This window comes from Enterococcus massiliensis, from assembly GCF_001050095.1.
Classification (GTDB): Bacteria; Bacillota; Bacilli; order Lactobacillales; family Enterococcaceae; genus Enterococcus_C; species Enterococcus_C songbeiensis.
In genome coordinates this window covers 610,930-637,421 of record NZ_CVRN01000007.1, presented here as the reverse complement: position 1 = coordinate 637,421, position 26,492 = coordinate 610,930, and the positions used below count along the sequence as shown (strand labels likewise).

Sequence of the window (26,492 nt, the reverse complement as noted above, 5' to 3'; positions counted from 1 at the left end):
TGAAAACAAAAACACCACAGCGCAATTTTTACTCCGTGGTGTATCGTAAATCATTTTCTGAAAAAAATCAATCAAATCTTTTCCTTTTTGATGAACTAGGGATTCCAAGGGCATCACGATACTTGGCAACCGTACGCCGCGAGATGGCGATTGCTTCTTTTTCCAGCAGTTCAACTAATTTTTGATCAGACAAGGGCTTGCGTTTGTCTTCCTCTCCTACCAAGGTCTTTAAGCGTTGTTTTACCGTTGCGGTGGATAAATCTTCCCCGGTTTCTGATTGATTAGTTGCTTTCTGACTAAAAAAGGTTTTTAATTCAAACACACCAAATTCCGTTTCGAGATATTTTCCGTTAACGGCCCGACTGACGGTTGATTCATGAATCGCAAGCTCTTCAGCAACCTCTTTTAAAATTAGCGGTTTGATGGGACGTTTTTCATCAAAGAAAAAATCCTGCTGATGACGGATGATGGCTTCCCCCACGCGTAAAATCGTGTCGCCTCGTTGCTGAATGGTTTTTTGCAGCCATTCAAAATCCTGTTGCTTTTCTTTTAAATACTTGAGAACTTCCGGTTCTTTATTTTTAGCCATCTGATCAAAATAATGCTGTTGGAATTTGACTTCCGGCATTCCTTGACGATTCGAAGTCAAGCGAAGCTGTCCATCTTTTATCTTCACTGATAGATCTGGAATGATGTACAAGCCTTCTGTCGATCCAAACGCCGCCCCCGGTGTGGGAGTCAAAGTTTGAATATAATCAAAAACTTGTTGGACTTCTTGCAACGTGATGGCAAAATGCTTGGCGATCAGCTCCCATTTCCGATGAACCAATTCTTCAAAAGATTCTTCCAGCATAATATACGCCAGTTCCGGCGCATAATCGTCCCGTTCAATCTGCAACATCAAGCATTCCCGCAAATCTCTGGCACCAACGCCAGCAGGATCAAGCTGTTGAATCAAAGTCAACGCATCCAGCATTTGAATACTCGTTGCTCCGGTTTTTTCTTGCGCTTCTTCCAACGAAAGTTTCAAATAACCATTTAAATCAATATGCTCGATTAAAAAAAGGACCAATGTTCGCAAATAGGTATCACGATAATTGAGATGCACTTGATCCAGTAAATATTCAAATAAAGAAATCGTCGTATCTGGAATTTGACTGAGGTATTCCATCTCTTTTCCCGTTGAGGATCGTGGCTTGGAATAGTTCATTGTATAATTCGGCTGAGAAATTTCAATCAATGGATTTTCCAAGGCTTCGGCCTCGACAAACTCGGTCAACTCATCAATAGAAAACTGCAAAACCTGAATAGACTGCTGTAATCTCTGGGTCATCGCCAGTTTTTGTGTCTGTTTTTGCTGTTGTGAAAAACTTTGTTCAAATTTCATTGATTTTCCCCTTGTAATTTCTCTTAAAATTCGATAAACTAATATTCGTTCGATGCGTCCTTAGTGTAGTGGATATCACGTAAGATTCCGGTTCTTGAGACGGGGGTTCGATTCCCTCAGGACGCGTACCATTTATCTGGATGAACTGGCAGACACTTTTCAATTGAAGAGTGTCTTTTTTTTTGACAATTACTTAATTCATCCAATTTTGTCCTGCTTGACAGTTAGTTGCTTTCTTCATTATAAACAAATTCAGTCAAAAAAACACCCTGCAATAGTCTTACTGCTATCCCAGGGGTCGCTTTCATACTTATCCGTTTTCTTCAGCACCATGAAAAAAAGAATAGCTCTCGCTACTCTTCTTCCTCATCATCAAAATCATCTTCGTCGTCATCATCAATGATCGTCAAATCTTCTTCGATGTTGCCTGGCACTTCTTCTTCGTCATCCGTATCTTCGTCTGCGCCGATTTCTTGCAAATCAGAATTGTATGCCGCGATTTCTTCATCTTCGTCATCGTCGTCATCGTACAATTCTTTATCATCTTCATCATCTACTAAATCAGTATCTTCTGGATCATCATCATTGTAGTCGATGGCATCGTCATCACCACTGATAAACGCATTGACTTTTTTCCGTTTGCGTTTGCGGGGAGTATCTTCGTCTTCTTCATCGATACCATGATTGACTTCTTCATCGATAGAATCGATCGCGTACCATGAACGTAAGCCCCAGCGATTGTCTCCTAGAGAAATAAAACTGCCATCAATATTTAAATCAGTATAAAATTGTGCCAATGAATCACGAATAACACTATCTGATTTTCCCAGATAGGTTTGGATTTGATTGACCAAATCTGAAAATTCCATGACATCGCCACGTTGTTCTAAAATTGCGTGAGCAACTTCAATCATAGACAATTCGTCTTTATTGACACCTTCAAAAACATTAATTTCCAATTAGGACACGTCCTTTCACAGTCTACGCTTAATCATACAAAAATGTTGTCGAAAATGCAATTTTTTCTTTAAAAATCATGCAGTAAAATCCAAAGAAATTTGATATTCCCCAATTTTTTCATCTGCCATGAAAAGATCATAGGCAACAAAAACGGTTCCCGCAGTTGGCCGATCCTTCAAACTGACGTGCAGATCCTTTGTGAAGGTGCTGAAAAACATCATCCCATAAGGCGTTTTATAGCTGGTTTCCATTTTTTCCCGATAAACGAATTTCAACCGCATCCGCATTTCTCCAGCTCGTGTTAATTGAACAGCCCCATCCGGCATTATTTTGATTGTCACCGGTACTTCCTCGTTGTCTTGTACTTCTTTGTACCGAATATAAAGGGTGTCTCCCATTCTCACCATTTGTCCTTGCAGATCAAAAAGAAAATCCTGCACTTCGCCTTTTTGCCGAACCTTCGTTGCTAACTTAATCGAAATCGGCAAACCATTTGTTACATCCATTTTTTTGGCTCCTTTTACATTTTATCCATTTATAGTTATTGTTCACAGTTTTTACTCGTTTGTCAAACGTTGCGTCTAAGGACAGGTTGATTACTACTTTTTTCCATTTTTCGTATATAATAGGGAAGATAAAGTGAAGGAGTTTTTTTATGAAGCCGATTTTGATCGATCAAGCACCGTATCCTCATGACCAAGCCTACCTGCCTTTTGCCCTGACCGACCTTTTGATTGACAGCGCCAGTCGTACCCACCAATCTTATTTTCATTTTTGGCAGTTGGAACATACTATGATTCTTGGTATGAAGGATACCCGTGTAGAAAATTTAGCCGCTGGTCTTGCCACACTGCAACAACAAGGTTATCCACCTGTCGTACGCAATTCCGGCGGTCTCGGTGTCGTTGCGGATGATGGCATTTTAAATATTTCACTGATCCTTTTCAATCATGAAAAAAAATGGACCACCGAGGCGGCTTATGAAGAAATGTTTGCGTTGATTCAGCAAGCCTTGCCAGAACTAACGATTGAAGCACGTGAAATCAGCGATTCTTATTGTCCCGGTACCTATGATTTTAGTGTGAATGGACAAAAAATCGCCGGTACAGCCCAACGTAGAATCAAAGACGGCATTGCGATCATGATGTATCTGAGTGTCAATGGAGATCAAATCCAGCGGGGGGAACTCGTTCGGGCGTTTTACTTGGCAAGCTTGCCGACTTCTTTTGGTGAAAATGGCTATCCCCCCGTTCGACCAACCAGCATGACGACAGTTGCTGCCTGTTTAGGAAAACCAACTACTGTTGAAGAATTGAAACAGCGTTTTTTATCTGCACTGCAAATCACTGCTTCCGCCTATGATTCTCAAAAATGGGTCAAAGAATCAAATTTGACAGAGGATTACGCTGATAAAATCACTCGAATGATCCAACGAAATGAAGTGATTAAAGCGACATTGAACAACGCATAAATTGCAGTGACATACCTCAACCTATGACAGAACTTTTCTCAAAAAATTTTATTGATTAAAGCTAATTCCACTTTTTCCAAGTACTCGAGTGGAATGGAGATAGAGAGTGAGAAACTAACGCCATTTTCTTAACAGCAAATAGAGTACATCAGTACAAACAAGGAGCGAACCCATGACGATACCTTATAAATACCAACATCTGCCGATCGAAAAAGTTTTTCGTGACCCGGTCCATAATTATATCCATGTGCAACATCAAGTGATTTTAGATTTAATCAATTCAAAGGAAGTCCAACGCTTGCGACGAATCAAACAGTTAGGAACGACTTCTTATACCTTTCACAGTGCCGAACACAGCCGTTTCTCCCATTCGTTAGGAGTCTACGAGATTTCCCGACGCATTTGTGACATTTTTCAGCGAAATTTTTCTCAGGAAAAAATTGGCACCGGTGGTTGGGATGACCGGGAGCGATTGGTCACTTTGTGTGCGGCATTGCTTCACGATGTTGGTCACGGTGCTTTTTCTCATACCTTTGAACATATTTTTCAAACCAATCATGAAGCAATCACAGTTGAAATTATCACGTCACCAGAAACGGAAGTCTATCAAATCTTAAACCGTGTCGAAGCAGGTTTTCCGGAAAAGGTTGCCAGCGTCATCACCAAAACCTATCCCAATCCTCAAGTGGTTCAAATGATTTCCAGCCAAATCGATGCGGACCGGATGGATTATTTGTTGCGGGATGCTTATTTTACCGGAACTGAGTATGGTACCTTTGACTTGACCCGGATTTTGCGGGTAATTCGTCCTTATGAAGGCGGCATCGCGTTTGCAATGAACGGAATGCATGCTGTGGAAGATTACATCGTCAGTCGCTACCAAATGTATGTACAAGTCTACTTTCACTCAGTTTCCCGAAGTATGGAAGTGTTATTGGAGCACCTGCTGAATCGCGCCCATGAGCTGTATCAGGAATCCCCAGAAATTTTTGAATTGCATTCTCAACTGCTGCTGCCCTTTTTAAAACAGTGTTTCTCTCTGGAAGATTATTTAAAATTAGATGACGGTGTGCTGTCCACCTATTTTATTCAGTGGAGCGAAGAAAGCGATCCTGTTTTAAGTGATTTAGCTAAACGTTGGTTGAACCGAAAACCATTAAAATCTGCCCTGTTTTCTGGCGATAGTCAACTGCCCTTAATTGAAAAATTGCAACAGCTGGTCGAACGAGTCGGTTTCAATCCGAAATATTATACCGCAATCAATTCCAGCTATGATTTGCCTTACGATTTTTATCGTCCGGAATTAGGAAAACACCGCACGCAAATCGAACTGCAGCAAAAAGACGGAACATTGGTGGAGCTTTCCAAAATCAGTCAATTAGTGGCTGCCTTGGCAGGACAAGAACAAGTGGATCAACGCTTCTATTTTCCAAAAGAAATGGTTGACCCCATCTCGCAAGACAACTATGATTTGTTTAGTGATACCTACCAAGAATTTGCCCGTCATATTCATAATGGCGCTTTGGTGGAAACAACCCTTTAGGAGGATTTTATGTCAATCAAATTAGTTGCCATCGACATTGATGGTACCCTGGTCACAAGCAACCGTGAATTAACACAACAAGTTACAGAAACTTTGCAGGAAGCGCATCGTCAAGGAATAAAAATCGTTTTATGTACTGGCAGACCTTTGCCAGGCGTGGAGCCGGAGTTAGAAGCCTTGGGACTTACCGGTAAAGAAGATTACGTCATCACCTACAACGGCTCTCTAGTACAAGCGGTTCAATCCGAGCAAGTAATCTCTGCCTATGAATTGACTTATGAAGATTATTTGGAAATCGAGATGATGGCGCGAAAAGTCGGTGTTCATCTTCATGTTTCCGGTAAGGATGCCATCTACACTGCCAATCGTGATTTAAGTCCTTATACGATTTACGAATCCTTTTTAGTCAACATGCCGGTAAAATACCGCACGCAGGAAGAAATGAATCAAAACATCGAAATGATAAAAATGATGATGATTGATGAACCGGAAATTTTGGATGCTGCGATTGCTAAACTTCCTGACAGCTTCCGCCAACAATATACCGTTGTGAAAAGCGCCCCCTTTTATTTAGAGGTGTTGAACAAAAAAGCCAGCAAAGGTGCGGCATTAGCTAGCTTAGCGGCTCATTTAAATTTGCAATCTGAAGAAATCATGGCAATTGGTGACAATGAAAATGATTTAACAATGATCGAATACGCCGGAACCGGTGTAGCAATGAAAAATGCGATTCCCATGATTAAGGAAGCCGCTGATTATATTACCATCGGTACCAACGACGAAAACGGTGTTGCCGAAGCAATCAAAAAATTTGTGCTTCGCTAAACCAACTTTCTCTAGAAACAAAAAAAACGGGCGAGCCCATTTTTCTTTTGAAAAATGCAACTCACCTGTTTTTTTGTTTCAACCATTGCTGAACAGCCCACCGATGACTCCCCCGTTTTAACAGCAACATCGCATCATCGATACTATGCCATGAAATGTTATTCGTCGTTTCTGTAGGTTCAGCTACCTTTTCCCAAGACGTGACTGCATAAAAATAACCCGGATGATGATAATACGTATCTCGGTGACTAGAATAAAAATATTCGATGGCTTCTCCTAAATAGGAACCAATCGTTACGGTGAAGCCCAATTCCTCCAACATCTCCCGATTAATTGCCATCTCGTGTGATTCCCCGGCTTCAATTTCTCCACCTGGCAAGAAGAATGCGCCATTTGGTGCTTGCACCAAAACCAGCTCATTCTCGTTTTCAATTACAACATATGCCCCAAAGCGCGCTTTATAGGGTTTATCCTTTTCTTTTTTTCCAAAAATTGGTTGCTTCATCATTGCCTCCACATTGTGTATGCTTTATTTTACTCAATCCAATAGAAATCCACAAGTATTTCGTCAGAATATTCACAACAGGGTCTTTTTTTTCAAAAAAAGCGTAACCCTTACGAATACACAGGGTCTATGATAAGATAAATGCAGAAAAGAAAGGATGATGACTATGAAAATGGCACACACATGTGTTCGAGTAAAAAATTTGGAGGCTTCGTTGGATTTCTATCAACAAGCATTTGGTTTTGAAGAAACCCGTCGCCGAGATTTCCCAGAAAATAAATTTACGCTGGTTTACCTGTCATTGCCAAACGATCCCTATGAATTGGAATTAACCTACAACTATGACCATGCAGCATATGATTTAGGTGATGGTTATGGACATATTGCGATTGCTGTCAGCGATTTAGAAAAACTGCATCAAGAACAAAAAGAAAAAAGTTACAACGTTACTGATTTAAAAGGTCTACCCGGTACCGCTCCTTCTTATTACTTCATCGTTGATCCCGATGGCTACAAAATTGAAGTGATTCGGGAAAAATAAGCACTCGATTGGAGAATTATCCTATGAAACCAATTATTGGAATTGCCGGTAGCGATCAGCAGCTAACGGAGCCTGATGCCCACTGGATTGCCTATACACCTCGAAGTTTTGTCGAAGGTATCCAGCAGGCTGGCGGTCTGCCCTTCGTCTTGCCGGTTGGTAATCCGCAAGATGCCGCAGAGTACGTGGCAAGAATTGATAAACTTTTATTAGCCGGAGGTCATGACGTAGCTCCTGTGTTTTACCATCAGTTGCCTCATCAAAAACTAGGCGCTGTTTATCCGTTAAGAGATCGATTTGAACTGGCATTGATTCAAGAAGCCGTTAACCAAAAAAAACCGATTCTAGGTATTTGTCGCGGCATGCAGGTATTGAACGTTGCTTTTGGCGGAACCCTTTATCAGGATCTTTCTTTAAAAGAAGGAACGATCAAACATGTTCAAGCACCTACTCCGTTTCATATTCCGACACATCCAGTTCGTATTGAAGCAACAAGTCAACTGGCAAAAATCGTTGGCACAGACTATCAAGTCAATTCTTTCCATCATCAAATGATCGATCATCTTGCGGATGAATTTCGTATCATTGCAACTGCACCAGATGGCGTCGTGGAGGGCATTGAAAGTAAGCATCAAAAAATCATGGGACTGCAATGGCATCCCGAACTTACTCGAACCACGATTGCCAGTGAGCAAAAAATAATTGAATTTTTCGTCAGCGACTACTAAAAATGTCTAGCCTCCAAATTACGGGGCTAGACATTTTTGCTTGGTTTGATTCTCAGATGAATCTTTAGCGTTCGTTTTTCATTAAGGAGAAGGATTGCTTCAAGGCAGACCACACGCCGTTCTCATTGTAGATCAGCACATTTGATTTATACATTCTTGCAGAAGCCAGCATCATTACCAGTGTTGTTGCTGCTAAAATCAAAACAGAAATCACTGCCCCACCAGTTGTTACGGTATCATTCGCTAAACGAATCGGCATAGTGTAAGAAGACAAGAAGGGAATATACGAAGAGACCCGAATTACGATATTATTCGGATCAGCCGCTCCCAAAATCAAGCCTAACATGTAGCCTGCCAAAGAAAGATAGGTTACAGGCAAAATCGCTTTTGCTGTATCTTCTGCTTTATTGACCAATGAGCCGCATAAAGCTGCCAACACCGCATAAATCAAGATACCCAGCAGAACGAACAAAATGGTGAAGAAAAGAAACGGTCCGAATAAATCCCCCAATGAGAAATTGTCTAAATATTGTTTAACGATCGCCATATTCTTGATTCGGGAATAACTGATACCACCGATCAATCCATACAACGCAATTTGTGTGATAGCGACAAGCAGTACACCAGTCAATTTACCGTAAAAATGAGTTTGAGCTTTTGTACTGGACAAGATTACTTCCATAATTCGTGTCCCTTTTTCTGAAGCAATTTCTTGCGCGATAATCTGCGCATAAGTAATGATAAAAACAAACAACACGATTGTTCCTACATAGCTGACGATGTATTGAGCAAAGCTATTGTCCTCACCGGTTTCCATTTTACCGTCACTGTCGAAACTTACTTTTTGTTTCTCAAAGACAGCCGGCTGCGCCAAACTCGCCACTTGTTCTGATGATAACCCCAAGGCTTGTGCCCGAGCAGAGCTTTGCAAGTTGGATAAGGTTTGCTGAATAATCATTTCTGTCGACTGACCTAAAGAAGATTCACTGAATAAAGTCCCCTTCACTTCGTCTTCTTCCACAGCCAAAACCAGATAGGCATCTACTTTTTCTGATTTCAATTGTGATTGGGCTTTTTCCTCTGAATCGAATGCTTTAAACTGATAATCCTCCGTCTTGCTTTGCGCAAAGGCTTCTGCGACTTGCGGTTCGTCAGAATACACACCAATCGTCTTGATATCTTCTGCCTGTCCGGCAAATAATCCCGCCAAGTAAATCACACCGATGGCAATAAAGGGAATCAAGATCATGATTAGAAAGGAAATCGATTTGACATTTTTCTTGTAGACATCTGATGCAATGATCCAAAATTTATTCATGATCGGCACCTGCTTTCCATTTAAAGATTTCTTCCAGTGTTGGTGGTTGTTGATTAAACATTGGAATGTATCCATTTTGTGTTGCTCGAACAAAGATTTCTTTCCCGGCATCTGGGTCAGTCAATGTAATTTCCAAACTGCCGTCTTCCCGTGTTTTCGCTTCATAGACCCCTTCGACTTGTTGAACGTCCTCCAGTGCTAAGCCTGACTCCAAAAAGACTTTTGTTCGCCCAAAGGATTCTCGAATTTCATGTACTTTACCATTAAGAACGGTTCTGCCATCCTTTAACATAATAAGATGGTCACAAATTTTTTCCACATTGTCCATATTATGGCTAGAAAAGATGACGCAGGAACCCTTTTCCTTCAGTTCAATAATACCGTTTTTCAATAACTCGGCATTGACCGGGTCAAGTCCACTGAAAGGTTCATCTAAAATAACTAATTTTGGTTCGTGGATCAGCGTTGCAATCAATTGCACCTTTTGCTGATTTCCTTTTGACAAGGATTTGACCTTATCGTTTTTTTTTCCTTTCACTTGGAATTTTTCCATCCATTCATCAATTTTTGGTTCGATTTCCTGTTTGGTTTTCCCTCGTAACCGGGCAAAATAAATCAACTGTTCCTGAATGGAAACTTTTGGATAAAGTCCCCGTTCTTCTGGAAGATAGCCAATAATATTGTATTCTTTTGCACTTAAAGGCTGTCCATTCCATAGAACCTCGCCCCGGTCTGCTTTTAAAAAATCTAAAATCAACCGAAACGTGGTTGTTTTTCCGGCACCATTTTGACCAATCAGTCCCATAATTTGCCCATCTTGGATTGAAAAGGACAAATCATCTACCGCTGTGTATTCGCCAAAAGTTTTGACTAAATGTTTCACTTCTAACATCTTTCTTTCCTCCCAATCAATAAAAATTTCCCACGGCAAAGCCGATAATCCCGCCGATTACACCGCCAATTCCCATTAAAACCAGCATATCTCTGCCCAAACGTTGGCGCTTTGCCAGACGCTCCGGTTGGTGAAAAAATGCCGCACGGTTGCGATACTGTATCTGCATAAATAACATGGCAACGCCATAACTGAATGGATAAAGTAGTAGAACACCACCAATAATCATCAGGTATTCTCCCCATCCCCAGTCAAACAGATTTTTTCCAATCAAACTGCCAAGCAACAGGAGCGTTCCTATCAGTGCTACCCAAAAGGATTGTCGCAATAGCCAGCGCCACTCTGCAAAAATGCGTTCCTGATAACTTTTTTGATCTGAAAAAATCAGGGGTGTTCCCGGATCAGCCATAAAATAAAAATATTTGTGACGATAACTACTGATTGCTTTCCACCCACTTGCTTCATAAAATTCCAAGTACTCTGCTACTTCCGCTGGTTTTCCCGTAAAAAAATCAACGGCAAATAATTTTTCTGCCGGCTCACAAGCTTGAAAACTTAAAATACCCAGACGGTTCATCTTCAAAAATTGCCAACCCTGCCGCTTTTTTTCTTGCAGCCGTAGCATTTCTTTTTCGGGATAAAATCCCACATTTAAACTAATGCTGTACTTTCTTTTCATTTGGTTCCCCTTCAATCTTTGCCAGCAGTCCCACACCGGCTTCGTAAAACAACCGCCGTCGTTCAACTTCATGTTTCAGGCTTTTTATTCCCTTTTCAGTGATTTGATAAATTTTTTTACGGTCTGAACTTTCTTCCAACAGAATCAATTGATTTTTTTGCAGTTTTTTCAAAATCGTATACATGCTTGCTGGACCAATTTCAAATGCTCCATTTGTCAATTCGCTGATTTCCTTCATGATTGCATAGCCATGCTGCGGTTTAAGCAATGCCAACAAAATCAAATACGTCGAATCTGTTAATGACTCCTCCATTGCTACTCCTCCTCACAGACTATATCACCAAACGATATATCACATAATGATATAGTAAGCGTTGTCTCTTTTTTTGTCAATAAAAAAATACAAGTTGAAGCAGGGAAAATCCACGCTTCAGCTTGTATAGAAGATACTTTTTTATTTATAAATTTTGACAGGTGTATTGTATGGAATGTTGTAGTAAAACCATTTTGCATCAGGCACCGATAGTCGAATACATCCGTGAGAAGCTCGCTGCCCTAATTTTGCGCCCTCAATGGGATTAAAAGCAGCCGTTGTTCCTGGATAGGCAATCGGAACCGTATGGAACAAATACACCCCATGTTGATGGTAGGAACGGTAATAGGCACCGCCAGAACCGCCAAACCAGAAAGAACTTCCTTTTTCCTGTTGAATCTGGAAATTTCCATAAGGTGTTGGATTATTCCAAAGCCCGGTAGAACACAACATTGTATAAATTGTTTTAGAACCGGAACGGATGTAGACCCGCTGCTTGCTGACAGAAACTTGGATATTCAAATTATTTACCTTCAAAGATGGGTACCGGCCGCCTGTCGTATGCAACCAAAAATTATTTTGGACACTGTAGGTTTGATTGGATTTGATCCAGCCTAAATTTCCTCCCGGTAAAACCAAATAAAGATAGGTACCATTGTTGGTTTTGGCTTCTTTGATTGCCCGGGCCATGTATCCTTTGTAAGTTGCCTTTTTCCCTAACAAACGACTGTAAGGATCAGCATTAGCGAGAAAATTTCCGCTGCCATTTGAAATTTTTACAAAACGATTAATGGTCTTTTGTGAATAAATGACATTCGGTGTCGTAAAGGCACCAGAATTGCCGTAGCCAACCCATTTTCCAGCAGTAGTGTAGAGCGAATAATAGGTTGCTCCATTAAAGTGGCGGTACTTGCCTTTGACTTGTAAAATTTGATTGTAATAACTGGTCGTGTTGCTGCGTTTTTGCCATGAGAAATTTTGCCACAGGGTATAATTCTTTTTGGCGACTCGAACCTTTCGTGTTTCCTTTTGCCAAATTCCGCCGCCATTATTTGCGACTGTGGCTGCTTTGGCATTCAAGTACCCGACCCATTTTCCTTTGTTGTTATACAAAGAATAATAGACTGATCCGTTTGAATGACCGTACTTTCCTTTTGCCAAAAGTGTTTGTCCCGCAAAATTAGCGGTTTTGTTGCGTTTCACTTTCCAATTAAAGTTGCCCCAAATCGTGTAATTTTTATTAGTAATGGTCACATATTTTCCATAACTTTGATAGGTGCCCTGTGCTTGTGTTGTTGCCTTTACTCCGGCGGCATTTATATATCCCAGCCATTTTCCCTTCATGTCATAAAGAGAATAGTAACGTGCCCCGTTATAGTGTTGGTAACGCCCTTTTATTTTCACGGTCTTTCCAAAAAAGGTCGAACTGATTCCACGTTTTTTCTGCCAGCCAAAATCATTCCACAGGGTATAATTTTTACTGGTGATTGTTGCATATTGATTTTCTTTATAAAAAATTCCCTGTTGTCCACTACTTGCAGTCGTACCATTGGCGTTTAGATACCCGACAAACGTTCCGTTGTTCAGATAAAGTGCTAGGTAGTTGGCCCCATTTGTGTGGTGGAAAACTTCTCCCATGCGTAAGGTCCGTTGATAATACGAATCACTTTTGCCTAATTCTTTTGAAAAACTCGGATCTTGCCATCGGGAATAGCCTTTTTTCGTTAATGATACATAGCGATTAACCGTTTCATATGTTCCTGATAAAAAACGAACATCTGCTTTCTTGACCCAACCGATTGCTTGATTCTTTTGGTTAGAAACAGCGACAAAATCCCCTTCAGTCGTTTGCGCAATCATTGTTGTTTTGATTAGCTGTCCTGTTGGTAAGACACTGGTTGTTGGCGACAAAATCGTAGCCTGAGCAGTGTAAACTGTAACTTTTGATTGAACGGGTTGCAAATACTGCCGGTCATTTTTCTGTGAAGTGATTGTGATTTCAGCAACTTCAGCCGGCGCTGTTTCTGTTATAGCCGGTTTTATTGTTGATTCCTGCACCTCACTTGAACTGGTTGAACTGGATTCCTCTGAAGTTTCGGAAGTTAAAGAAGAACTAGTTGAACTGACTTGACTGCTGGTTGTCTCAGAAACAATTGAAGTATCTGTTGTCGTTAAAGACTCAATGGTTTCTGCAGAGCCTACAACTTGTAACCCGCTACTCAAAAATAATATTCCACAAAAAAACACAAAAAATTTCTTTTTCATTTGAATCACCCCTTTTTCATTTTCCCACACTTAATTATAACATGTGGTTTTTCATTTCAACAAACAGGAACTGATTCAATGACAAAGAAAAAATAAAAAAATAACCATCAAAAGATCCTTTACAAGATCTCTTGATGGTTTTATTTTTACATTTTTTATGCGTGGGCTGCGATCAATTGTTTCAATTGGTCTTTTGTATGAACACCGACGACTTTTTCTACAACTTCGCCGTCTTTTTTCAATAACAAGGTTGGAATACTCATGATTCCAAAAGATGCGGGTGTTTCTGGATTTTCGTCTACATCCATTTTTACGATTCGGAATTCATCTTCATCGTATTCTTCCGCTAATTGTTCTAATATTGGTGCTTGCATGCGACAAGGACCACACCATGTTGCCCAAAAATCGATCAACACTAACCCCTTATCTGTTTCTTCAGAAAAAGTTTTATCTGTAATTGCTTTTGCCATTTTTTCTGGCCTCCTCTTTATTATCTGAATCAATTATAGCATTGACCTTTTTTTCTTCCTAATTTCTTGCTTACAAATAGTAAGACTACTTAAAGGTCACAATAGTTGCTCCGTTCCCGCCTTGATTTGCTGGAGCAAATTCAAATTTCTTCACGCTGGAATGGTTTTTCAAATATTCGGTGATTCCTTGACGCAAGGCTCCGGTTCCCTTTCCGTGAACGATCGTCACCTGTGGATATCCTGCCAAAATGGCAGCATCCAAATATTGATCGACTTCGTTTAGCGCTTCTTCATACCGCTTGCCTCTCAAATCTAATTGATTGGGAACTGGGGCACTGCTTGCTGAACGGACGGAATTTACGATGCGTTGAACGGGTTCTTTTGCTGGTGCAACAGACTGAAGATCGGTTTCCGGCAACGTCATTTTTAAAATTCCCAATTGTACTTGCCATTGTTCGCCTTTTTTTTGCAACAGGATGCCCCGCTGTCCGTAAGAGGTGACGAGGACTTCATCTCCAGCTTTTAATTTCTTAGCTTGTTTGGCTTTTTGCAGTACTTTATTTTTCTTCAACTGCTCTTCTTGATGGAGATTACCTAATTTTGTCCGTACATCGATCAGCTCATGTTCTTTTACTTTTGTCTGACCGCCAGCCAGCTGCATTTTTCGCAGATCAGAGATAATTTTCTCGGCTTCTTCTTTGGCTTGTTCCACGATTTCATTGGCTTTTTCCCGTGCTTTTTTCATTTCAGTTTCTCTTTCATCAAAGAAAAAGCTGTAAGCCTCTTTTAAATCTCCGTGGAGTTTTTGCGCCTCCTCCACATAGTGACGAACTTCTAAATACTCTGTTTCCGTCATTTTGCGGCGATTTTCCAAATCTGCAATCATTTCATTCAAGTCTTGGCTTTCACCGTCCATGATTTGTCGGGCTTCATCAATGATATTTTGAGGCAGACCCAACCGCTTCGAAATCTCAAAGGCATTGCTTCGTCCCGGAACACCAATCAGCAAACGATAGGTAGGACTCAATGTATCCACATCAAATTCCATGCTGGCATTGATGGTATTCGCCCGATTATATCCATAAACTTTCAGTTCCGGATAATGGGTAGTCGCCATCACATAGGCAGATTTTGCACCTAATTCATCTAAAATTGAAATCGCCAGCGCTGCACCTTCTTGCGGGTCGGTTCCTGCGCCAAGCTCATCAAAAAGTACTAGGCTGTGGGCATCAACTTTTTCCAAAACGTTAACAATCGTGGTCATATGGGAAGAAAAAGTCGACAGACTTTGTTCGATGGACTGTTCATCCCCGATATCTGCAAAAATTTCTGTAAAAATTCCCATCTGGCTTTCTTCATCCGCTGGGATGGGCAAACCAGCCTGTCCCATTAATTGCAGCAAGCCCAAGGTCTTCAGGGTGATTGTTTTCCCACCGGTATTTGGTCCGGTAATCACGACTGCCTGGTACTCCTTACCAATCGTGATATCATTTGCCACAACCTTTTCACTGTCAATCAGTGGATGGCGGGCGTGCTTGAAAACCACGTGATTTTCCGGACTGATTTGCGGAACAACTCCTTGGACTTCTTTGGCAAAACGGGCTTTGGCATTCATAAAATCTAATTTTCCCAACACATAGGCATTGTGCAAAATATCCTTGCGGTGAGGAACCAACGCTGCGGAAAGTTCTGCTAAAATCCGTTCGATTTCTGACCGCTCAGCGATTTGATGCTGTCGCAGTCGGTTATTTGCCTCCACGATTTGTTTTGGCTCAATAAAAAGCGTTTGTCCGGAAGAACTTTGGTCGTGGACCACACCTCCAAAAACACTTCGGTATTCTTGTTTTACAGGAATAACATACCGATCATTTCGCATGGTCACAATCGTGTCGCTTAAATAGCGGGCATTTTTTCCACGAATGATTCCGTCCAATTGTTCTCGGATCGTTTGTTCGCTGCGACGGATGTTTTGGCGAATACTCCGCAGTTCAGGAGAAGCATCGTCTGTCACATAGCCGTCTTCATCAATCGCTTCCTTTAATCGACGATTCAAGTCAGGAATCGTAATCAGTTGTTCTGCCCATTCATACAAACGCAAAAAATCAATCTCGCTGTCTTCTAGATCATTGATAAATCGCTTGATTTCACTAGTTGTCGACAGTACTCGGGAAACCTGTGCCAATTCGATACCGTTCAAATCGGCACCGATTTCGATTCGCTTCATTTGCGGGCGGATATTTTCAATTTTGGGAATCGGAATTCCCCCACGCAACCGTTGAACCTTTATTCCATCTTCTGTTTCCTGCAGCCAAGAGGTGATTACCGACTCTTCGCTGACTGGCTGAAGTTGTGCCAACTCTTCTTTTCCTTGAGAAGTTGCCAAATATTGTGCCACGAGTTGTTTGACTTTATCAAACTCCATAACACTAAGAATTCGATGATTCATTTTTTCACCTACTTTTCATTCATTCAAAAAAGGCCAGATTAAATAGCTAGTAGCTCAATCTGGTCCTTTCTACATTTACGCTAAAATATTTGTTACCCAAAGCTTTTCAAAAAACCAAGATAAAAATGGTGAATGTTCTACCATTGTACGGGCTGTTACACTCTTTCGAAAGACATTTTGGATGGTCGCTAATGGAACCATCGACAACACATACAAAATCAAAAAGATAACCGTGTAAGCTAGCAACACGTTCAAAACACCACTTAACAACCAGTCATTTGCCGGCAATAACCGTCTAAATCGTAAGTTGTTAAAGAAAATTCCAATAAACTTTGTGATCAGCCAACAGATAAAAAAGACCACTAAAAAAGCAATCGCTGCATAATAAGCCTTATCTAAATCCAGTGCAGTCGTCTGATCGAAGAAAACCATTTTAGAATCTTCGGTAACTGATGGGTAAGGAATGTATAGCTCCAGCTTCTCCGCCAGATCTTTGTAAAAGACATTTGCGAGAATCATGGAGAAAACAAAACCAATCGTATACACAATCTGTAACGGTGCACCACGGCGACCGCCAACATAAAATGAAATAATTAAGATAAGAAGGAGGATCAATCCAAACATTCTTGATTCCTTTCTGCTATTCCTGCGTAGCTTTTTCTTGAATATCCCGCTTGCGCTGTTCATTCAAAATTTGTTGCGCTTCAACATGATTTTTGATTTCTACATCTTGCCGACCAGTACGATCCAGAACATCTCGAGCTTCTGCTTCAATCGCTTCAATTCGTTTGATTCGATTTTCCAATTCGGTGGATTTAATCGCCTGCTTATGTAATTCTTGGCTTTTTTTCTGAAGTTTCAAGAGTTCTTCTTGTTTTTTTAGCTGATCGGAGATCGCATTGACCGCCAATAAAATAGCCGCTTGCTCCGTATCAATTTGGGGAGACATGGCTCTGATTTCATTCAATTGTTCGTTGACCAACTTCGTAACAGTATCCATATGACGATTGCTTTCACGTCCGATGATGGTATATGTTTGGTTGGCAATCACCGCTTTGTAACGCTTTTTTTCTGTTGCCACGGGAATCAATTCCTTCCTAGTTTTACCAGCATTCCTAAATATAACACGCAGACAGCCGTTTCACTTTTCGCAAACTCTTATTTATTATAAGCGAAAAACAAGAGAATTTCTACGGCTAGTCCAAATTATCCCTCACGTTTTTTTCAATCTATGGTAAAATTTACATCAGAGAAAAAAGACAGGATGAAGAAAATGAGCCACGTAGTATTAAAAGTTTCCAAAATAAAGATCACTGAAATGAAACATGCCTATCAAAACGATCTGCTGTCAAAGCAAGTCCCTTATACGGATTTCATTGCCAAAAAAAACGGTACGACCATTACTGCCTACACTTCCGGCAAAGTCATGTTCCAAGGTCCACAAGCCGAGCAAGAAGCCGCTCGCTGGGGAAGCGTTTCAGAAAAAAAGACTCCTACAACAACTGTTCTACCAAAAGATTTTGCGCAAAAAAGCATCATCGGCAGCGACGAAGTGGGCAATGGAAGTTATTTTGGTCCGTTGGTCGTCTGTGCTGTTTATGCTGAACAACCCGTTTTACCAGCTTTACAAAAACTAGGAGTCAAAGATTCAAAGATGCTGACGGATGTTCAAATTCGAAATCTGGCACCTAAAATCAAGGAGCTAGTTCCCTATCAACAACTGATTGTTGATCCCAAGAAATACAATGCGATTCAACCCACCTACAATGCTGTTCGTATGAAGGTTGCATTGCATAATCAGGCAATTTATTTACTGCAACAAAAAATCGCTCCTAAACAGCCGGAAGCGATCCTGATCGATCAATTTACAAACGAAAAAAATTATCGGAACTATTTACGAACTGAAAAAAATCAAGTGACCGAGAAACTTTTTTTCATTACCAAAGGCGAGCAATACCATTTGGCTGTGGCTGCTGCCTCGATTCTTTGTCGAGCAGCCTTTTTGGACGCTCTAGAACAGGCTTCAACTGAAGTTGGTATTCCTTTGCCTTCAGGTGCTGGTGCAAAATCCGATGTCATTGCCGCAAAAATATTAACAAAAGGCGGACTGGCGCTTTTGACCAATTATGCCAAACTACATTTTGCCAATACGCAAAAAGCTTTGAAATTAGCTGGAATGGAATAAAAAAATTTGGTCAAAACCAACTAATCATAAAATTGATCGAGTACTCTTCATTCAACGCTCAACGATAAACCTCTGGCAATATAAATTGGTGATTTTCTTCAAAAAGTAAACCAATCTGTAACAATAAATCTTCCCGACCTTTCGACGCCATAAACTGAATCCCCATCGGCAAACCTTCTGCTGTAACGAATGTTGGCAAGCTGATGGCGGGATGTCCGGTGAGATTGGCAAGCTGAGTGTAGGGAGTGATCACTAAACTTTTTTCAAACATTTCATGGATCAAGCGATCCAATTGCTCCTTTGAAAATTCTGCGGAATGATGCAGTCGTTCACGGATGTCATCGCTTTGCAAATCCGCCAAAATTTCTGGGGCTGGGTGCGCAGTAGTAGGCGTCAGAAATAAATCATAGGAAGCGAAAAGCTGCTCCATTTTGTAGGCAGATTGATCCCATAAATGCAATCCATTAATGAATTCAGCAGCTTGAATATACTTTCCATATTGATAAATTCCCCAAGTCATTAACTCCATGTCTTCTTTTTCAACAGGACGTCCAATTCCTTCTGAAATTTCAGCAAACATCGCCGCCGTTTCACCGCCGTACATCAGATAATAACTGTCGATCAGTGCTCTGCCATCCAGCGGGTACTTGATTTCAGTTACTTCATGTCCTGCCTCGCTTAAAAAAGCCACTGCCTGTTTTACCGCCTCTTGCCCACTTGATGCCACGTCACTACCAACTGGGGATTCTGTTGTAAAGGCAATCCGTAATTTTGAATTAGACGCTGCTTTGTGGTGGTGCCATTCTTCTCGCACCGCTTGATAAGGAGCAACTTTTTCGACCCCTTCTCGCAGTCCGTAAAAAAGACGTTCCGTATCTCTCATTGAAATAGTTACCGCAAAATTAATAGCTGCTCCTTGCCACCCCCGCCAATTATTTGGTCCAGTGGGTATGGCTCCGCGTGTCGGTTTTAAGCCAATCAAGCCACAAAATGCGGCTGGGATTCGAATTGAACCGCCGCCATCACTGGCTCCGGCCATCGGAAAAATTCCTGCTGCAACCGCCGCTGCCGCACCTCCACTTGATCCCCCCGGCGAATGTGTTAACTTCCAAGGATTTCTTGTCGGTCCATAAAGCTCGGGATCAGTGATATTTTTAAATCCAAATTCCGGTGCATTTGTTTGACCAAGAGGAATCAATCCGCATTTTTCCAACTGACGAACAAAATTATCCGTTCGTTTTCCCCGACGCTGACGCAACACACGCGAACTGGAATTCGCCAACCAGCCCTGCTTTTCCTGTCCTAGCATCTTCAATGGAATTGGCAGTCCGGAAAACAATGAATCCGTCGTTTGTCTTGAATGAAATTCCCTGATTGCCTGTCCTTCATCAAACGTAATAAACGCATTCAACGCTTTTTGTTTTTCTACCTTTTGTGCAATGTCCTTCACCAATTCTTCAAAACTGACCTTCTTTTTTGCTAACTGCTCTGACCAATAGATACCATCTTTCATCTTGATCCCTCCTTAGCACTTTTCTTATTCATAGCATAGCTCAAATTTTTCTACAACCCATCTGCTTGATGGGAAGCGAATAACACACGTCACTTTTGAATTATTCCCCATTTTATGGCAAAATACTAACGAAACTCATGGGAGGAATAGGAATGAAAAAAATTGCCATTATTGGCGGAGGCATTATCGGTTTGACCCTCGCTAATTATTTGGATACGAATAAATTCTCAATCACCCTTTTTGACGAGCCCACTGGTCAGGCAACAGGCGCAAGTGCCGGTATCATTTCCCCTTGGCTGTCAAAACGGAGAAATAAAAAATGGTATCGTCTGGCTCAAGACGGCGCAGCTTTTTTTCCAAAATTGATTGCAGATATGCAGTTGGATGAAAAAATCTATCAACAAACCGGCACCCTTCTTTTGCGAGATACTGCGGAGTTGGAAACTGTTGCGCAACTTGCTGAAGAAAGAAAAGCTGGGGCACCTGAAATCGGGGATATCCAATTATTAACGGCAGCAGAAACTCAAGCATCCTTACCACTCTTAAACAAAATTCCCTCACTAAAAATTTCTGGTGGTGGAAAATTGGATGGCAAGGCTTATCTGCAACATTTGACTCGGCGAGCAAAAGCAAAAAATATCACGATTATTTCGGCGACAGCCAATCTTCGTCAGATAGAAACCGGCTGGCAAGTTCTCACGGATCAGCCATTGGATTTTGATTTAGTTGCTTTAACTCCCGGACCACGATTAAAACAACTACTGGCACCACTAGGATTTCACGTTGATCTTCGACCACAAAAAGGCCAGTTAGTCGTTTTTGAAACAAATTTCAAGGAAAGCGGCAACTGGCCAGTGGCAATGTTAGATGGGGAAGCAGATTTGATTCCATTTATGGATGGTACTATTTTATTGGGGGCTACCCATGAAAATGACGCTGGTTGGGATTTGCAGCCCACCAATGAAGCTTATTTACAACTGACGGAAAATAGTCGGCACTTCTTCCATGCACCAGATGAATTATTTTCCCACTTTAAAAAAATACAAGTAGGTACCCGTGCTTACACGGCAGATTTTGCACCATTTTTCGGACCACTGGAAACAGCCCCTTCTCTTGCGGTTGCCAGTGGCTTAGGCTCCTCCGGCCTAACAACCGGACCTTATATCGGTTATCTTTTAGCAGAATATTTCAACACTGGTCAGCTTCAAACCACCCCTTACGAAAAATCCTTGGATACCTATATCCAGTAGTGAATGACATTCCCACTGATCACCACAACATTAAACGACAAATAAGCTGAAACCCATTAACCGGATTTCAGCTTGTTTGGCACCTATTTTTTATTCGGTTCCTCAATCAAGTACCCATCTTCCATACGATACACCCGATCACTCCATTGAATCATGCGAGCATCATGGGTGACCATAACCGTAGCTTTTTCGTTTTCATGGGCTTCCTTGACCAACAGCTTGACCACCTCATAAGCATGATCTGTATCCAAGCTGGCAGTGGGTTCATCTGCCAAAATCAAACTGGGCTCGTTGAACAGTGCTCGGCCAATCGCCACTCGTTGTCTTTCCCCACCGGATAAATCCCGAGGAAACTTCTCTTTTAAATCATAAATATCTAACGAACGCAAAATACTTTCCACACGTTGGTCTTCTTTTTTTCTCTTCTCCACTTTATCGACTAAATAAAATTGCTCCTTTACCTTTAAAAAAGGAATCAAATTGGAACTTTGCAGAATAAAACCGATTTCTTTAAAACGTAGGTTAGAACGCTGTTTGTCCGGTAATTTAGAAAAGTTCGTATCATTAATAAAAATTTCTCCAGAAGTCGGATTTTGCAGTCCGCCGGCAATCGTTAGAAAGGTGCTCTTCCCTGAACCAGATGGCCCAATGATACTGACAAACTCCCCTTGCTTCACAGTAAAATCAATGCCCTTTAGCGCTGTGATTTCCGTATGACCTTTTCCAAATGTTTTGACAATATTTTTCATTACCAGAATATCTTTCATCACTTTTTACCCTCCGATTGCCGTAATAGGATCAACTTTTGCAACTGTTCGAATAGAAAACAGCCCGCCGATAATTGCTACTAACAACAAAATACCGCTGTATAATAACCACTGACCGCCCATGACCGCAAAAGGCATGGCATCAGGCAGGACAAAGCTTGTTCCATAAGCGAGGACAAAGGCAATCGCCACACCCAGCACGCCCACGATAAAGGATTGACTGATGATGGATTTCGCAATGAATTTATTGCTGATTCCCTGTGCTTTCATCACACCAAAAATAGCCGTCTTTTGCAAAGTGATTACATACATAAAAATCCCTACTACCGCAGCAACAACGAAAAATAAAAAGTAAATCATTGCACCAAGAGTCAGATTTTGTGCGGAATACCCCGGTAAGTTTTCAATGAAGTCAGTGGTTGTCAGTTTTTCCAGTTTTGTTTCACTGTCAGCATTGATTTTACCATTTTTCGATTGCAGCACGATGCCATTGATTGGCTTAGCATCCTCAGATAAAAATTGCTGTTTACTGAATTTCAACTTAGTCCAGGTATCTAATGACGTATAGGCAACCGGTGTGACTGCGTAATAAGTCTCGGGGAAAATACCTGTGATGGTTAATTTCTCCGATGAACTGCCGATTTCAACCACATCTCCAACTTTAAATCCTTTATCCGCTAAATTCTTTGAGATAATAATTTCATTTTCTTGATTGAAACCTTTTCCTTTGGTAATTTCTGGGAGCAAAAAAGCATCTTCCGATGTCCCGAACACGGAAATATTGATTTTTTCTTTTCCCTTGGTAATGGCTCCGCTATATAAACCGATAGGTGCTTTTTTTGTTCCTTCAACTGCCGCTAAATCACTTCTTGTCAATTGTGAGGCAGCAAAGGTTTTATTTGCATCCTCAGATAGAACAATTTCTTGAGCATCCCAATCAATAATTACCTTTTTCACTTCTTCTGCCAATCCACTAGCCAAGCCGGATAACATAAAAACCACATAGGCAATTAAAAACATGATACCGATTACTAAACCATAACGCAGCTTTGCATAGCGCATTTCTTTGATTGCTAAAAACATAACCTTCTCCTCCAACATATAAACTATTTCTCAGGTGACACTTTGTCACTCGATTTATTCTAAACTAAAATTCTCTCTTTGTCACAAAAAGAAGCTTGAAAAATTTTTATTTTCCTGCAACCTTTTGCTGCTTTCTATGCTCTAAATTTTTAAAACCTCCAGCGAGAAAACTTTCCCCGCTGGAGGTTTTAAAATTACCGCTCTGAAATACTTCCTTTGGTTGGAGAAAAAGCATCCGTAATTGCATCTACATAATACATGCGACGCAAGGTACTTGATAACACCATTTTTATGACGGATTGCAGTTTTTCTGCCTTATTAAGAGAATCCCCCTTCTTTTGTTTATCCCTTACCCTGTATAACCCAAACAAACCTCATGATAAGGAAACCAGTTCTCTGTTAAAACCACCTTGTCTTTATTCACTTCGTCTAAATGATGCATAAGAAACTGATCCAATTTATTTTGCTTGAAATATTTTTTTAAGTGTATCTTGGGTTGCACTCTTTTCTGATGCTGATCCACTTCTAAGAATCCAGCGATTTCATCATCTGATAAAATCAGGTAAAAACTTCTATCTAACAGCACATCTTCTTTTGAGAATATTGGGGCTTCACTCTGGTAAATTGATAAATTATATTGATTATCTTCCTTTACAAATGATTCACAAAAGATTATTTGACTAGTTTTCTTTATGATCGACAGTTCCTTTTTTTCTATCTTTTTCAATAGAATACTTTTCATGTTCCTCACTCCTATTTTTTTATCAGTTAACTGGTGTGTCATATCTTACAACCTTTTTGTTGCAAATGCAACATTTATTCGTTTTTCTTTTACAATTCAGCTAGTAAGTGGTACTATATACCAGTAGTAAGTAACACTTATTAGTGGGAAAATAAAGAGTCGAGGTGCGTTCTCTGGAAAATCTAACGGAAATGTTGAAAGGTGTGTTAGAAGGCTGTGTGCTGGAAATCATCAGTCAAGAGGAAACTTACGGCTATGGTATCACGCGTCAGCTCAATGATCTAGGGTTCACTGATGTCGTAGAAGGCACTGTCTATACGATTTTAGTGCGCTTGGAAAAAAATAAATTTGTTGCTGTCGAAAAAAGACCATCTGGAATTGGACCACCAAGAAAGTTTTATACCCTTACGGACACGGGGCAGGAAAAATTAACCACGTTCTGGGAAAAATGGAATTTTTTAAGCACACGAATTACTACTCTCAAGGAGATGAAAAAATATGGCAAATAAAATTATCAAAAACAGTTTAGACGTCATGGAAAAAGGACTGGAATCCCTAAAAAATATAAAGAAGGACAAAAAAGAATACCGAGAATTTTTAGCCCGAGTTAAAACTCTGCCTGAAGAATATCACTTTGTTTACGAAAAAATCTCTCACTACATGTGGGGAAATTTTGGCGGCGGTGATGGCTATGATTTAATGGCGATTCAAACAGATTTATTGGAATTATTTGAAGCAAGTGTGGCAGAAGGAAAGAAAGTGTTGGAAGTTACTGGTGAAGATGTAGCAGAATTTAGTGATGAACTGCTGCGAAATGCCAGAACATTGACGGAAAATCAACGGGAAAAACTCAACCGCAGCGTACAAAAAAAAATCAATAAAAAATAAATTGAAGTAAAAAAGTGAGACACATGTCTTGCTTTTTTTTATCCTTTTAATTCCTTTAATTTCCTAATTATCATTATTTTTTTCATTTTATTTCATTTTCACTAGATATATGTTACTATTTAGGAAACAAAAGGAAAGTAGTGAGAACTATGAAGGACATTTTAGGAAAAAACAAGAAATTTCTGATTATCACCTTTATGCTGGTTGGACTTACGACGGTGACAAATTTGGTCATGCCGCTTGTATTACAGGGAACGCAGGCAGAAAACGTCGGTCACTTCTCAAAAATTGTGGGAACGATTTTTGCTGGATTAAGCGGTTCTTTTCTTTTACAACTGTTTCTTTTGATCTACCGTCAAAATTACGCAGCTCATATGAATACCCGCTTTCTTTCTGAATTGATCAAAAAAATGTATCAAATGAAAGTAGCAGAATATGTTCGTCTGGAACCAACTTATCTTCTTAATCGTTGCTTCACGGCAGTCGATGCTCTTTATCTTTTTGTCACTTCTTCATTAAGCGATTTAGCTGGCAGTATTCTAATGTTAGGTGCGGTTTTGATCTTTGCCTATTTTATCCATTGGTTGATTTTTATTCTTTTACTATTTTTGATTCCGTTAAATTATTTTGGGTATCGTTTGATTAATAGGAAATTACAGGAAAAGATGCTGAAGATGCAGCTGCAATCCGCTACGGTGAATAAAGATTTGGTGGTCACCTTGAACAATGTTGATTACGTGAAACAATTTGCCGATTTCTCTTCGTTAGAAAAAATTTTTCACCAAGACCTATTAGCAAGTTATCAAACGCTTGCGGATACAAATAAATTTGCACAAGGTAGCAGCGCAACACTACAATTTATCAATCAGCTTTGCCAAAATGGTCTTTATTTATTTGTTACCTATGATATTTTTAATGAGCAGTTGCCTTTTTCCAGTATTCTGTTACTTGGCATCCTGCTCCCGCTCTTTTTTTCCGCCCTTAGCCAATTATCAAAAATAAATATCGATAAGAAAACCTTAGACACCAGTCAACTGTTTATCACAGAACAATTACAAGAAAACTGCGAGCATGAAGGTGCAACCGCAATTACTGGTATTCAAGAACTCCGATTTGAAACACCTCGTTTTTCTCGGAAAGAAATTTTTTCCTATCCATTATCAGAAAAACTGGTACCTGGAGACGTCGTTTATTTAAAAGGAATTTCTGGAAGTGGAAAATCCTCCCTGTTAAAACTGCTGCTAGGATTTTATGAAGCGGAAGGAATCACAATCAATGGCATTCCCATCAATGACATTAAAAAAAGTTCTCTGCGGCAACACATTTGCTACGTTTCACAGCAGGTCACGATTCTTTCACGAAGCTTAGAAGAAAATATCGGCTGGGGGCGAAAATTAACGCTGGAAGAAAAGCAACGAATCGAAGAGTCGGAGATATTGGCACCTATTTTAAAAACCAAGAACTGGCAGACGATTCTTAGAGAAAACGGAGAAAATCTTTCTGGCGGGGAAAGACAGCGCATTGCCCTTGCTCGGCTTTTGCTTTTACACGCAGATGTCTATATTCTTGATGAGGCAACTAGTAGTATCGACCAGGAATCAACTCAAAAAATTTTGGAAATGCTTTTTAAAAAGACAAATCAGGCAATTTTCATTTATACTAGTCATGATGAATTAAATCAACGGTTTGCAACAAAAATTATTCAATTATAACGGAGGAAG

General features: G+C 40.4%; 27 protein-coding genes and 1 tRNA gene. 11 read left to right on the top strand and 17 right to left on the bottom strand.

Annotated features, from left to right (window positions below; genetic code table 11):
- Window positions 1–67: 67 nt before the first annotated feature.
- A complete protein-coding gene (gene rpoN / locus BN1875_RS10295) occupies window positions 68–1,387 on the bottom strand; it encodes an RNA polymerase factor sigma-54 (protein WP_048604753.1) in 1,320 nt (439 codons plus the stop codon).
- A 54-nt stretch (window positions 1,388–1,441) separates the two neighbouring features.
- Here rpoN and BN1875_RS10290 point away from each other — a divergent pair.
- Window positions 1,442–1,513: transfer RNA gene (locus BN1875_RS10290), tRNA-Arg, on the top strand.
- A 227-nt stretch (window positions 1,514–1,740) separates the two neighbouring features.
- Here the strand turns inward: BN1875_RS10290 and rpoE are convergent.
- Together rpoE and BN1875_RS10280 are read right to left on the bottom strand one after the other, a co-directional pair.
- Complete coding sequence (rpoE, locus tag BN1875_RS10285) at window positions 1,741–2,346, bottom strand: DNA-directed RNA polymerase subunit delta (protein WP_048604752.1); 606 nt, start codon at window positions 2,344–2,346, stop codon at window positions 1,741–1,743.
- Window positions 2,347–2,421: 75 nt separating this feature from the next.
- The gene (locus BN1875_RS10280; protein ID WP_048604751.1) at window positions 2,422–2,853 is read right to left on the bottom strand and encodes a YwiB family protein; all 432 of its coding nucleotides are present in this window, start codon (window positions 2,851–2,853) and stop codon (window positions 2,422–2,424) included.
- Window positions 2,854–3,002: 149 nt separating this feature from the next.
- On the opposite strand from BN1875_RS10280, the gene BN1875_RS10275 reads away from it, so the two are divergent.
- The 3 genes from BN1875_RS10275 to yidA all read left to right on the top strand — a co-directional run bounded on the left by BN1875_RS10275 (window position 3,003) and on the right by yidA (window position 6,186).
- A complete protein-coding gene (locus BN1875_RS10275) occupies window positions 3,003–3,818 on the top strand; it encodes a lipoate--protein ligase family protein (protein ID WP_048604750.1) in 816 nt (271 codons plus the stop codon).
- A 172-nt stretch (window positions 3,819–3,990) separates the two neighbouring features.
- On the top strand, window positions 3,991–5,361 hold the full coding sequence (locus BN1875_RS10270; RefSeq protein WP_048604749.1) for an HD domain-containing protein: 1,371 nt from the start codon (window positions 3,991–3,993) through the stop codon (window positions 5,359–5,361).
- Window positions 5,362–5,370: 9 nt separating this feature from the next.
- On the top strand, window positions 5,371–6,186 hold the full coding sequence (yidA, locus tag BN1875_RS10265) for a sugar-phosphatase (RefSeq protein ID WP_048604748.1): 816 nt from the start codon (window positions 5,371–5,373) through the stop codon (window positions 6,184–6,186).
- Window positions 6,187–6,247: 61 nt separating this feature from the next.
- Here the strand turns inward: yidA and BN1875_RS10260 are convergent, their stop codons facing one another.
- Complete coding sequence (locus BN1875_RS10260; RefSeq protein WP_048604747.1) at window positions 6,248–6,691, bottom strand: NUDIX hydrolase; 444 nt, start codon at window positions 6,689–6,691, stop codon at window positions 6,248–6,250.
- Window positions 6,692–6,857: 166 nt separating this feature from the next.
- On the opposite strand from BN1875_RS10260, the gene gloA reads away from it, so the two are divergent.
- Complete coding sequence (gene gloA, locus BN1875_RS10255; RefSeq protein ID WP_048604746.1) at window positions 6,858–7,232, top strand: lactoylglutathione lyase; 375 nt, start codon at window positions 6,858–6,860, stop codon at window positions 7,230–7,232.
- 23 nt (window positions 7,233–7,255) lie between these two features.
- Window positions 7,256–7,960 carry a gamma-glutamyl-gamma-aminobutyrate hydrolase family protein gene (locus tag BN1875_RS10250; RefSeq protein WP_048604745.1) on the top strand — a complete coding sequence of 235 codons (705 nt, stop codon included), beginning with the start codon at window positions 7,256–7,258 and terminating at the stop codon, window positions 7,958–7,960.
- A gap of 64 nt (window positions 7,961–8,024) precedes the next feature.
- On the opposite strand, the gene BN1875_RS10245 is transcribed toward BN1875_RS10250, so the two are convergent.
- The 9 genes from BN1875_RS10245 to zapA all read right to left on the bottom strand — a co-directional run bounded on the left by BN1875_RS10245 (window position 8,025) and on the right by zapA (window position 17,424).
- Window positions 8,025–9,278 (bottom strand): ABC transporter permease, encoded by a 1,254-nt coding sequence (locus BN1875_RS10245; RefSeq protein WP_048604744.1) that lies wholly within the window; start codon window positions 9,276–9,278, stop codon window positions 8,025–8,027.
- Window positions 9,271–10,170, bottom strand: coding sequence for an ABC transporter ATP-binding protein (locus BN1875_RS10240; protein WP_048604743.1), 900 nt, complete (start codon window positions 10,168–10,170; stop codon window positions 9,271–9,273). The genes BN1875_RS10245 and BN1875_RS10240 overlap by 8 nt, the downstream gene beginning before the upstream one ends.
- A 16-nt stretch (window positions 10,171–10,186) precedes the next feature.
- Complete coding sequence (locus tag BN1875_RS10235) at window positions 10,187–10,849, bottom strand: DUF2812 domain-containing protein (protein WP_048604742.1); 663 nt, start codon at window positions 10,847–10,849, stop codon at window positions 10,187–10,189.
- Window positions 10,827–11,162 carry a PadR family transcriptional regulator gene (locus tag BN1875_RS10230; protein WP_048604741.1) on the bottom strand — a complete coding sequence of 112 codons (336 nt, stop codon included), beginning with the start codon at window positions 11,160–11,162 and terminating at the stop codon, window positions 10,827–10,829. The genes BN1875_RS10235 and BN1875_RS10230 overlap by 23 nt, the downstream gene beginning before the upstream one ends.
- A 141-nt stretch (window positions 11,163–11,303) precedes the next feature.
- Window positions 11,304–13,427, bottom strand: coding sequence for a L,D-transpeptidase family protein (locus tag BN1875_RS10225; protein ID WP_053082157.1), 2,124 nt, complete (start codon window positions 13,425–13,427; stop codon window positions 11,304–11,306).
- A 155-nt stretch (window positions 13,428–13,582) separates the two neighbouring features.
- Window positions 13,583–13,897: a thioredoxin gene (gene trxA, locus BN1875_RS10220; RefSeq protein ID WP_048604740.1), complete on the bottom strand. Its 315-nt coding sequence runs from the start codon at window positions 13,895–13,897 to the stop codon at window positions 13,583–13,585.
- An 85-nt stretch (window positions 13,898–13,982) separates the two neighbouring features.
- Window positions 13,983–16,343 (bottom strand): endonuclease MutS2, encoded by a 2,361-nt coding sequence (locus BN1875_RS10215; protein ID WP_048604739.1) that lies wholly within the window; start codon window positions 16,341–16,343, stop codon window positions 13,983–13,985.
- Window positions 16,344–16,418: 75 nt separating this feature from the next.
- Window positions 16,419–16,967 (bottom strand): CvpA family protein, encoded by a 549-nt coding sequence (locus BN1875_RS10210; RefSeq protein WP_048604738.1) that lies wholly within the window; start codon window positions 16,965–16,967, stop codon window positions 16,419–16,421.
- Between the two features lie 16 nt (window positions 16,968–16,983).
- Window positions 16,984–17,424 (bottom strand): cell division protein ZapA, encoded by a 441-nt coding sequence (zapA, locus tag BN1875_RS10205; RefSeq protein ID WP_048604737.1) that lies wholly within the window; start codon window positions 17,422–17,424, stop codon window positions 16,984–16,986.
- A gap of 192 nt (window positions 17,425–17,616) precedes the next feature.
- Between zapA and rnhC the strand changes: the two genes are divergently transcribed.
- Window positions 17,617–18,528: a ribonuclease HIII gene (gene rnhC, locus BN1875_RS10200; protein ID WP_048604736.1), complete on the top strand. Its 912-nt coding sequence runs from the start codon at window positions 17,617–17,619 to the stop codon at window positions 18,526–18,528.
- A 58-nt stretch (window positions 18,529–18,586) separates the two neighbouring features.
- Here the strand turns inward: rnhC and BN1875_RS10195 are convergent, their stop codons facing one another.
- Window positions 18,587–20,041, bottom strand: a complete 1,455-nt coding sequence (locus BN1875_RS10195) for an amidase (protein WP_048604735.1) — start codon at window positions 20,039–20,041, stop codon at window positions 18,587–18,589.
- Window positions 20,042–20,193: 152 nt separating this feature from the next.
- Here BN1875_RS10195 and BN1875_RS10190 point away from each other — a divergent pair, with 152 nt between their 5' ends.
- A complete protein-coding gene (locus BN1875_RS10190; protein ID WP_048604734.1) occupies window positions 20,194–21,291 on the top strand; it encodes an NAD(P)/FAD-dependent oxidoreductase in 1,098 nt (365 codons plus the stop codon).
- 83 nt (window positions 21,292–21,374) lie between these two features.
- Here BN1875_RS10190 and BN1875_RS10185 read toward each other — a convergent pair whose 3' ends face one another.
- From BN1875_RS10185 to BN1875_RS10175, 3 genes are all read right to left on the bottom strand, one after another.
- The gene (locus BN1875_RS10185; RefSeq protein WP_048604733.1) at window positions 21,375–22,058 is read right to left on the bottom strand and encodes an ABC transporter ATP-binding protein; all 684 of its coding nucleotides are present in this window, start codon (window positions 22,056–22,058) and stop codon (window positions 21,375–21,377) included.
- A gap of 6 nt (window positions 22,059–22,064) precedes the next feature.
- Window positions 22,065–23,141 carry an ABC transporter permease gene (locus BN1875_RS10180; RefSeq protein WP_048604732.1) on the bottom strand — a complete coding sequence of 359 codons (1,077 nt, stop codon included), beginning with the start codon at window positions 23,139–23,141 and terminating at the stop codon, window positions 22,065–22,067.
- Between the two features lie 349 nt (window positions 23,142–23,490).
- On the bottom strand, window positions 23,491–23,883 hold the full coding sequence (locus BN1875_RS10175) for a hypothetical protein (RefSeq protein ID WP_048604731.1): 393 nt from the start codon (window positions 23,881–23,883) through the stop codon (window positions 23,491–23,493).
- 173 nt (window positions 23,884–24,056) lie between these two features.
- Between BN1875_RS10175 and BN1875_RS10170 the strand changes: the two genes are divergently transcribed.
- The 3 genes from BN1875_RS10170 to BN1875_RS10160 all read left to right on the top strand — a co-directional run bounded on the left by BN1875_RS10170 (window position 24,057) and on the right by BN1875_RS10160 (window position 26,483).
- Window positions 24,057–24,392 (top strand): PadR family transcriptional regulator, encoded by a 336-nt coding sequence (locus tag BN1875_RS10170; protein ID WP_048605325.1) that lies wholly within the window; start codon window positions 24,057–24,059, stop codon window positions 24,390–24,392.
- Window positions 24,382–24,771, top strand: coding sequence for a DUF1048 domain-containing protein (locus BN1875_RS10165; protein WP_197076055.1), 390 nt, complete (start codon window positions 24,382–24,384; stop codon window positions 24,769–24,771). Before BN1875_RS10170 ends, BN1875_RS10165 begins: the two co-directional genes overlap by 11 nt.
- Before the next feature lie 149 nt (window positions 24,772–24,920).
- Complete coding sequence (locus BN1875_RS10160) at window positions 24,921–26,483, top strand: ATP-binding cassette domain-containing protein (protein ID WP_048604730.1); 1,563 nt, start codon at window positions 24,921–24,923, stop codon at window positions 26,481–26,483.
- Window positions 26,484–26,492: the final 9 nt, after the last annotated feature.

Coding starts and splice junctions, on each gene's coding strand:
- BN1875_RS10260 (WP_048604747.1), bottom strand. CDS start 6,691: ATGAAGCAACCAATTTTTGGAAAAAAAGAAAAGGATAAACCCTATAAA.
- BN1875_RS10280 (WP_048604751.1), bottom strand. CDS start 2,853: ATGGATGTAACAAATGGTTTGCCGATTTCGATTAAGTTAGCAACGAAG.
- BN1875_RS10230 (WP_048604741.1), bottom strand. CDS start 11,162: ATGGAGGAGTCATTAACAGATTCGACGTATTTGATTTTGTTGGCATTG.
- BN1875_RS10160 (WP_048604730.1), top strand. CDS start 24,921: ATGAAGGACATTTTAGGAAAAAACAAGAAATTTCTGATTATCACCTTT.
- BN1875_RS10165 (WP_197076055.1), top strand. CDS start 24,382: ATGGCAAATAAAATTATCAAAAACAGTTTAGACGTCATGGAAAAAGGA.
- BN1875_RS10185 (WP_048604733.1), bottom strand. CDS start 22,058: ATGAAAGATATTCTGGTAATGAAAAATATTGTCAAAACATTTGGAAAA.
- trxA (WP_048604740.1), bottom strand. CDS start 13,897: ATGGCAAAAGCAATTACAGATAAAACTTTTTCTGAAGAAACAGATAAG.
- BN1875_RS10195 (WP_048604735.1), bottom strand. CDS start 20,041: ATGAAAGATGGTATCTATTGGTCAGAGCAGTTAGCAAAAAAGAAGGTC.
- rnhC (WP_048604736.1), top strand. CDS start 17,617: ATGAGCCACGTAGTATTAAAAGTTTCCAAAATAAAGATCACTGAAATG.
- BN1875_RS10175 (WP_048604731.1), bottom strand. CDS start 23,883: ATGAAAAGTATTCTATTGAAAAAGATAGAAAAAAAGGAACTGTCGATC.
- gloA (WP_048604746.1), top strand. CDS start 6,858: ATGAAAATGGCACACACATGTGTTCGAGTAAAAAATTTGGAGGCTTCG.
- BN1875_RS10275 (WP_048604750.1), top strand. CDS start 3,003: ATGAAGCCGATTTTGATCGATCAAGCACCGTATCCTCATGACCAAGCC.
- BN1875_RS10190 (WP_048604734.1), top strand. CDS start 20,194: ATGAAAAAAATTGCCATTATTGGCGGAGGCATTATCGGTTTGACCCTC.
- BN1875_RS10240 (WP_048604743.1), bottom strand. CDS start 10,170: ATGTTAGAAGTGAAACATTTAGTCAAAACTTTTGGCGAATACACAGCG.
- BN1875_RS10235 (WP_048604742.1), bottom strand. CDS start 10,849: ATGAAAAGAAAGTACAGCATTAGTTTAAATGTGGGATTTTATCCCGAA.
- rpoN (WP_048604753.1), bottom strand. CDS start 1,387: ATGAAATTTGAACAAAGTTTTTCACAACAGCAAAAACAGACACAAAAA.
- BN1875_RS10210 (WP_048604738.1), bottom strand. CDS start 16,967: ATGTTTGGATTGATCCTCCTTCTTATCTTAATTATTTCATTTTATGTT.
- BN1875_RS10215 (WP_048604739.1), bottom strand. CDS start 16,343: ATGAATCATCGAATTCTTAGTGTTATGGAGTTTGATAAAGTCAAACAA.
- BN1875_RS10245 (WP_048604744.1), bottom strand. CDS start 9,278: ATGAATAAATTTTGGATCATTGCATCAGATGTCTACAAGAAAAATGTC.
- BN1875_RS10225 (WP_053082157.1), bottom strand. CDS start 13,427: ATGAAAAAGAAATTTTTTGTGTTTTTTTGTGGAATATTATTTTTGAGT.
- BN1875_RS10250 (WP_048604745.1), top strand. CDS start 7,256: ATGAAACCAATTATTGGAATTGCCGGTAGCGATCAGCAGCTAACGGAG.
- BN1875_RS10180 (WP_048604732.1), bottom strand. CDS start 23,141: ATGTTTTTAGCAATCAAAGAAATGCGCTATGCAAAGCTGCGTTATGGT.
- BN1875_RS10270 (WP_048604749.1), top strand. CDS start 3,991: ATGACGATACCTTATAAATACCAACATCTGCCGATCGAAAAAGTTTTT.
- yidA (WP_048604748.1), top strand. CDS start 5,371: ATGTCAATCAAATTAGTTGCCATCGACATTGATGGTACCCTGGTCACA.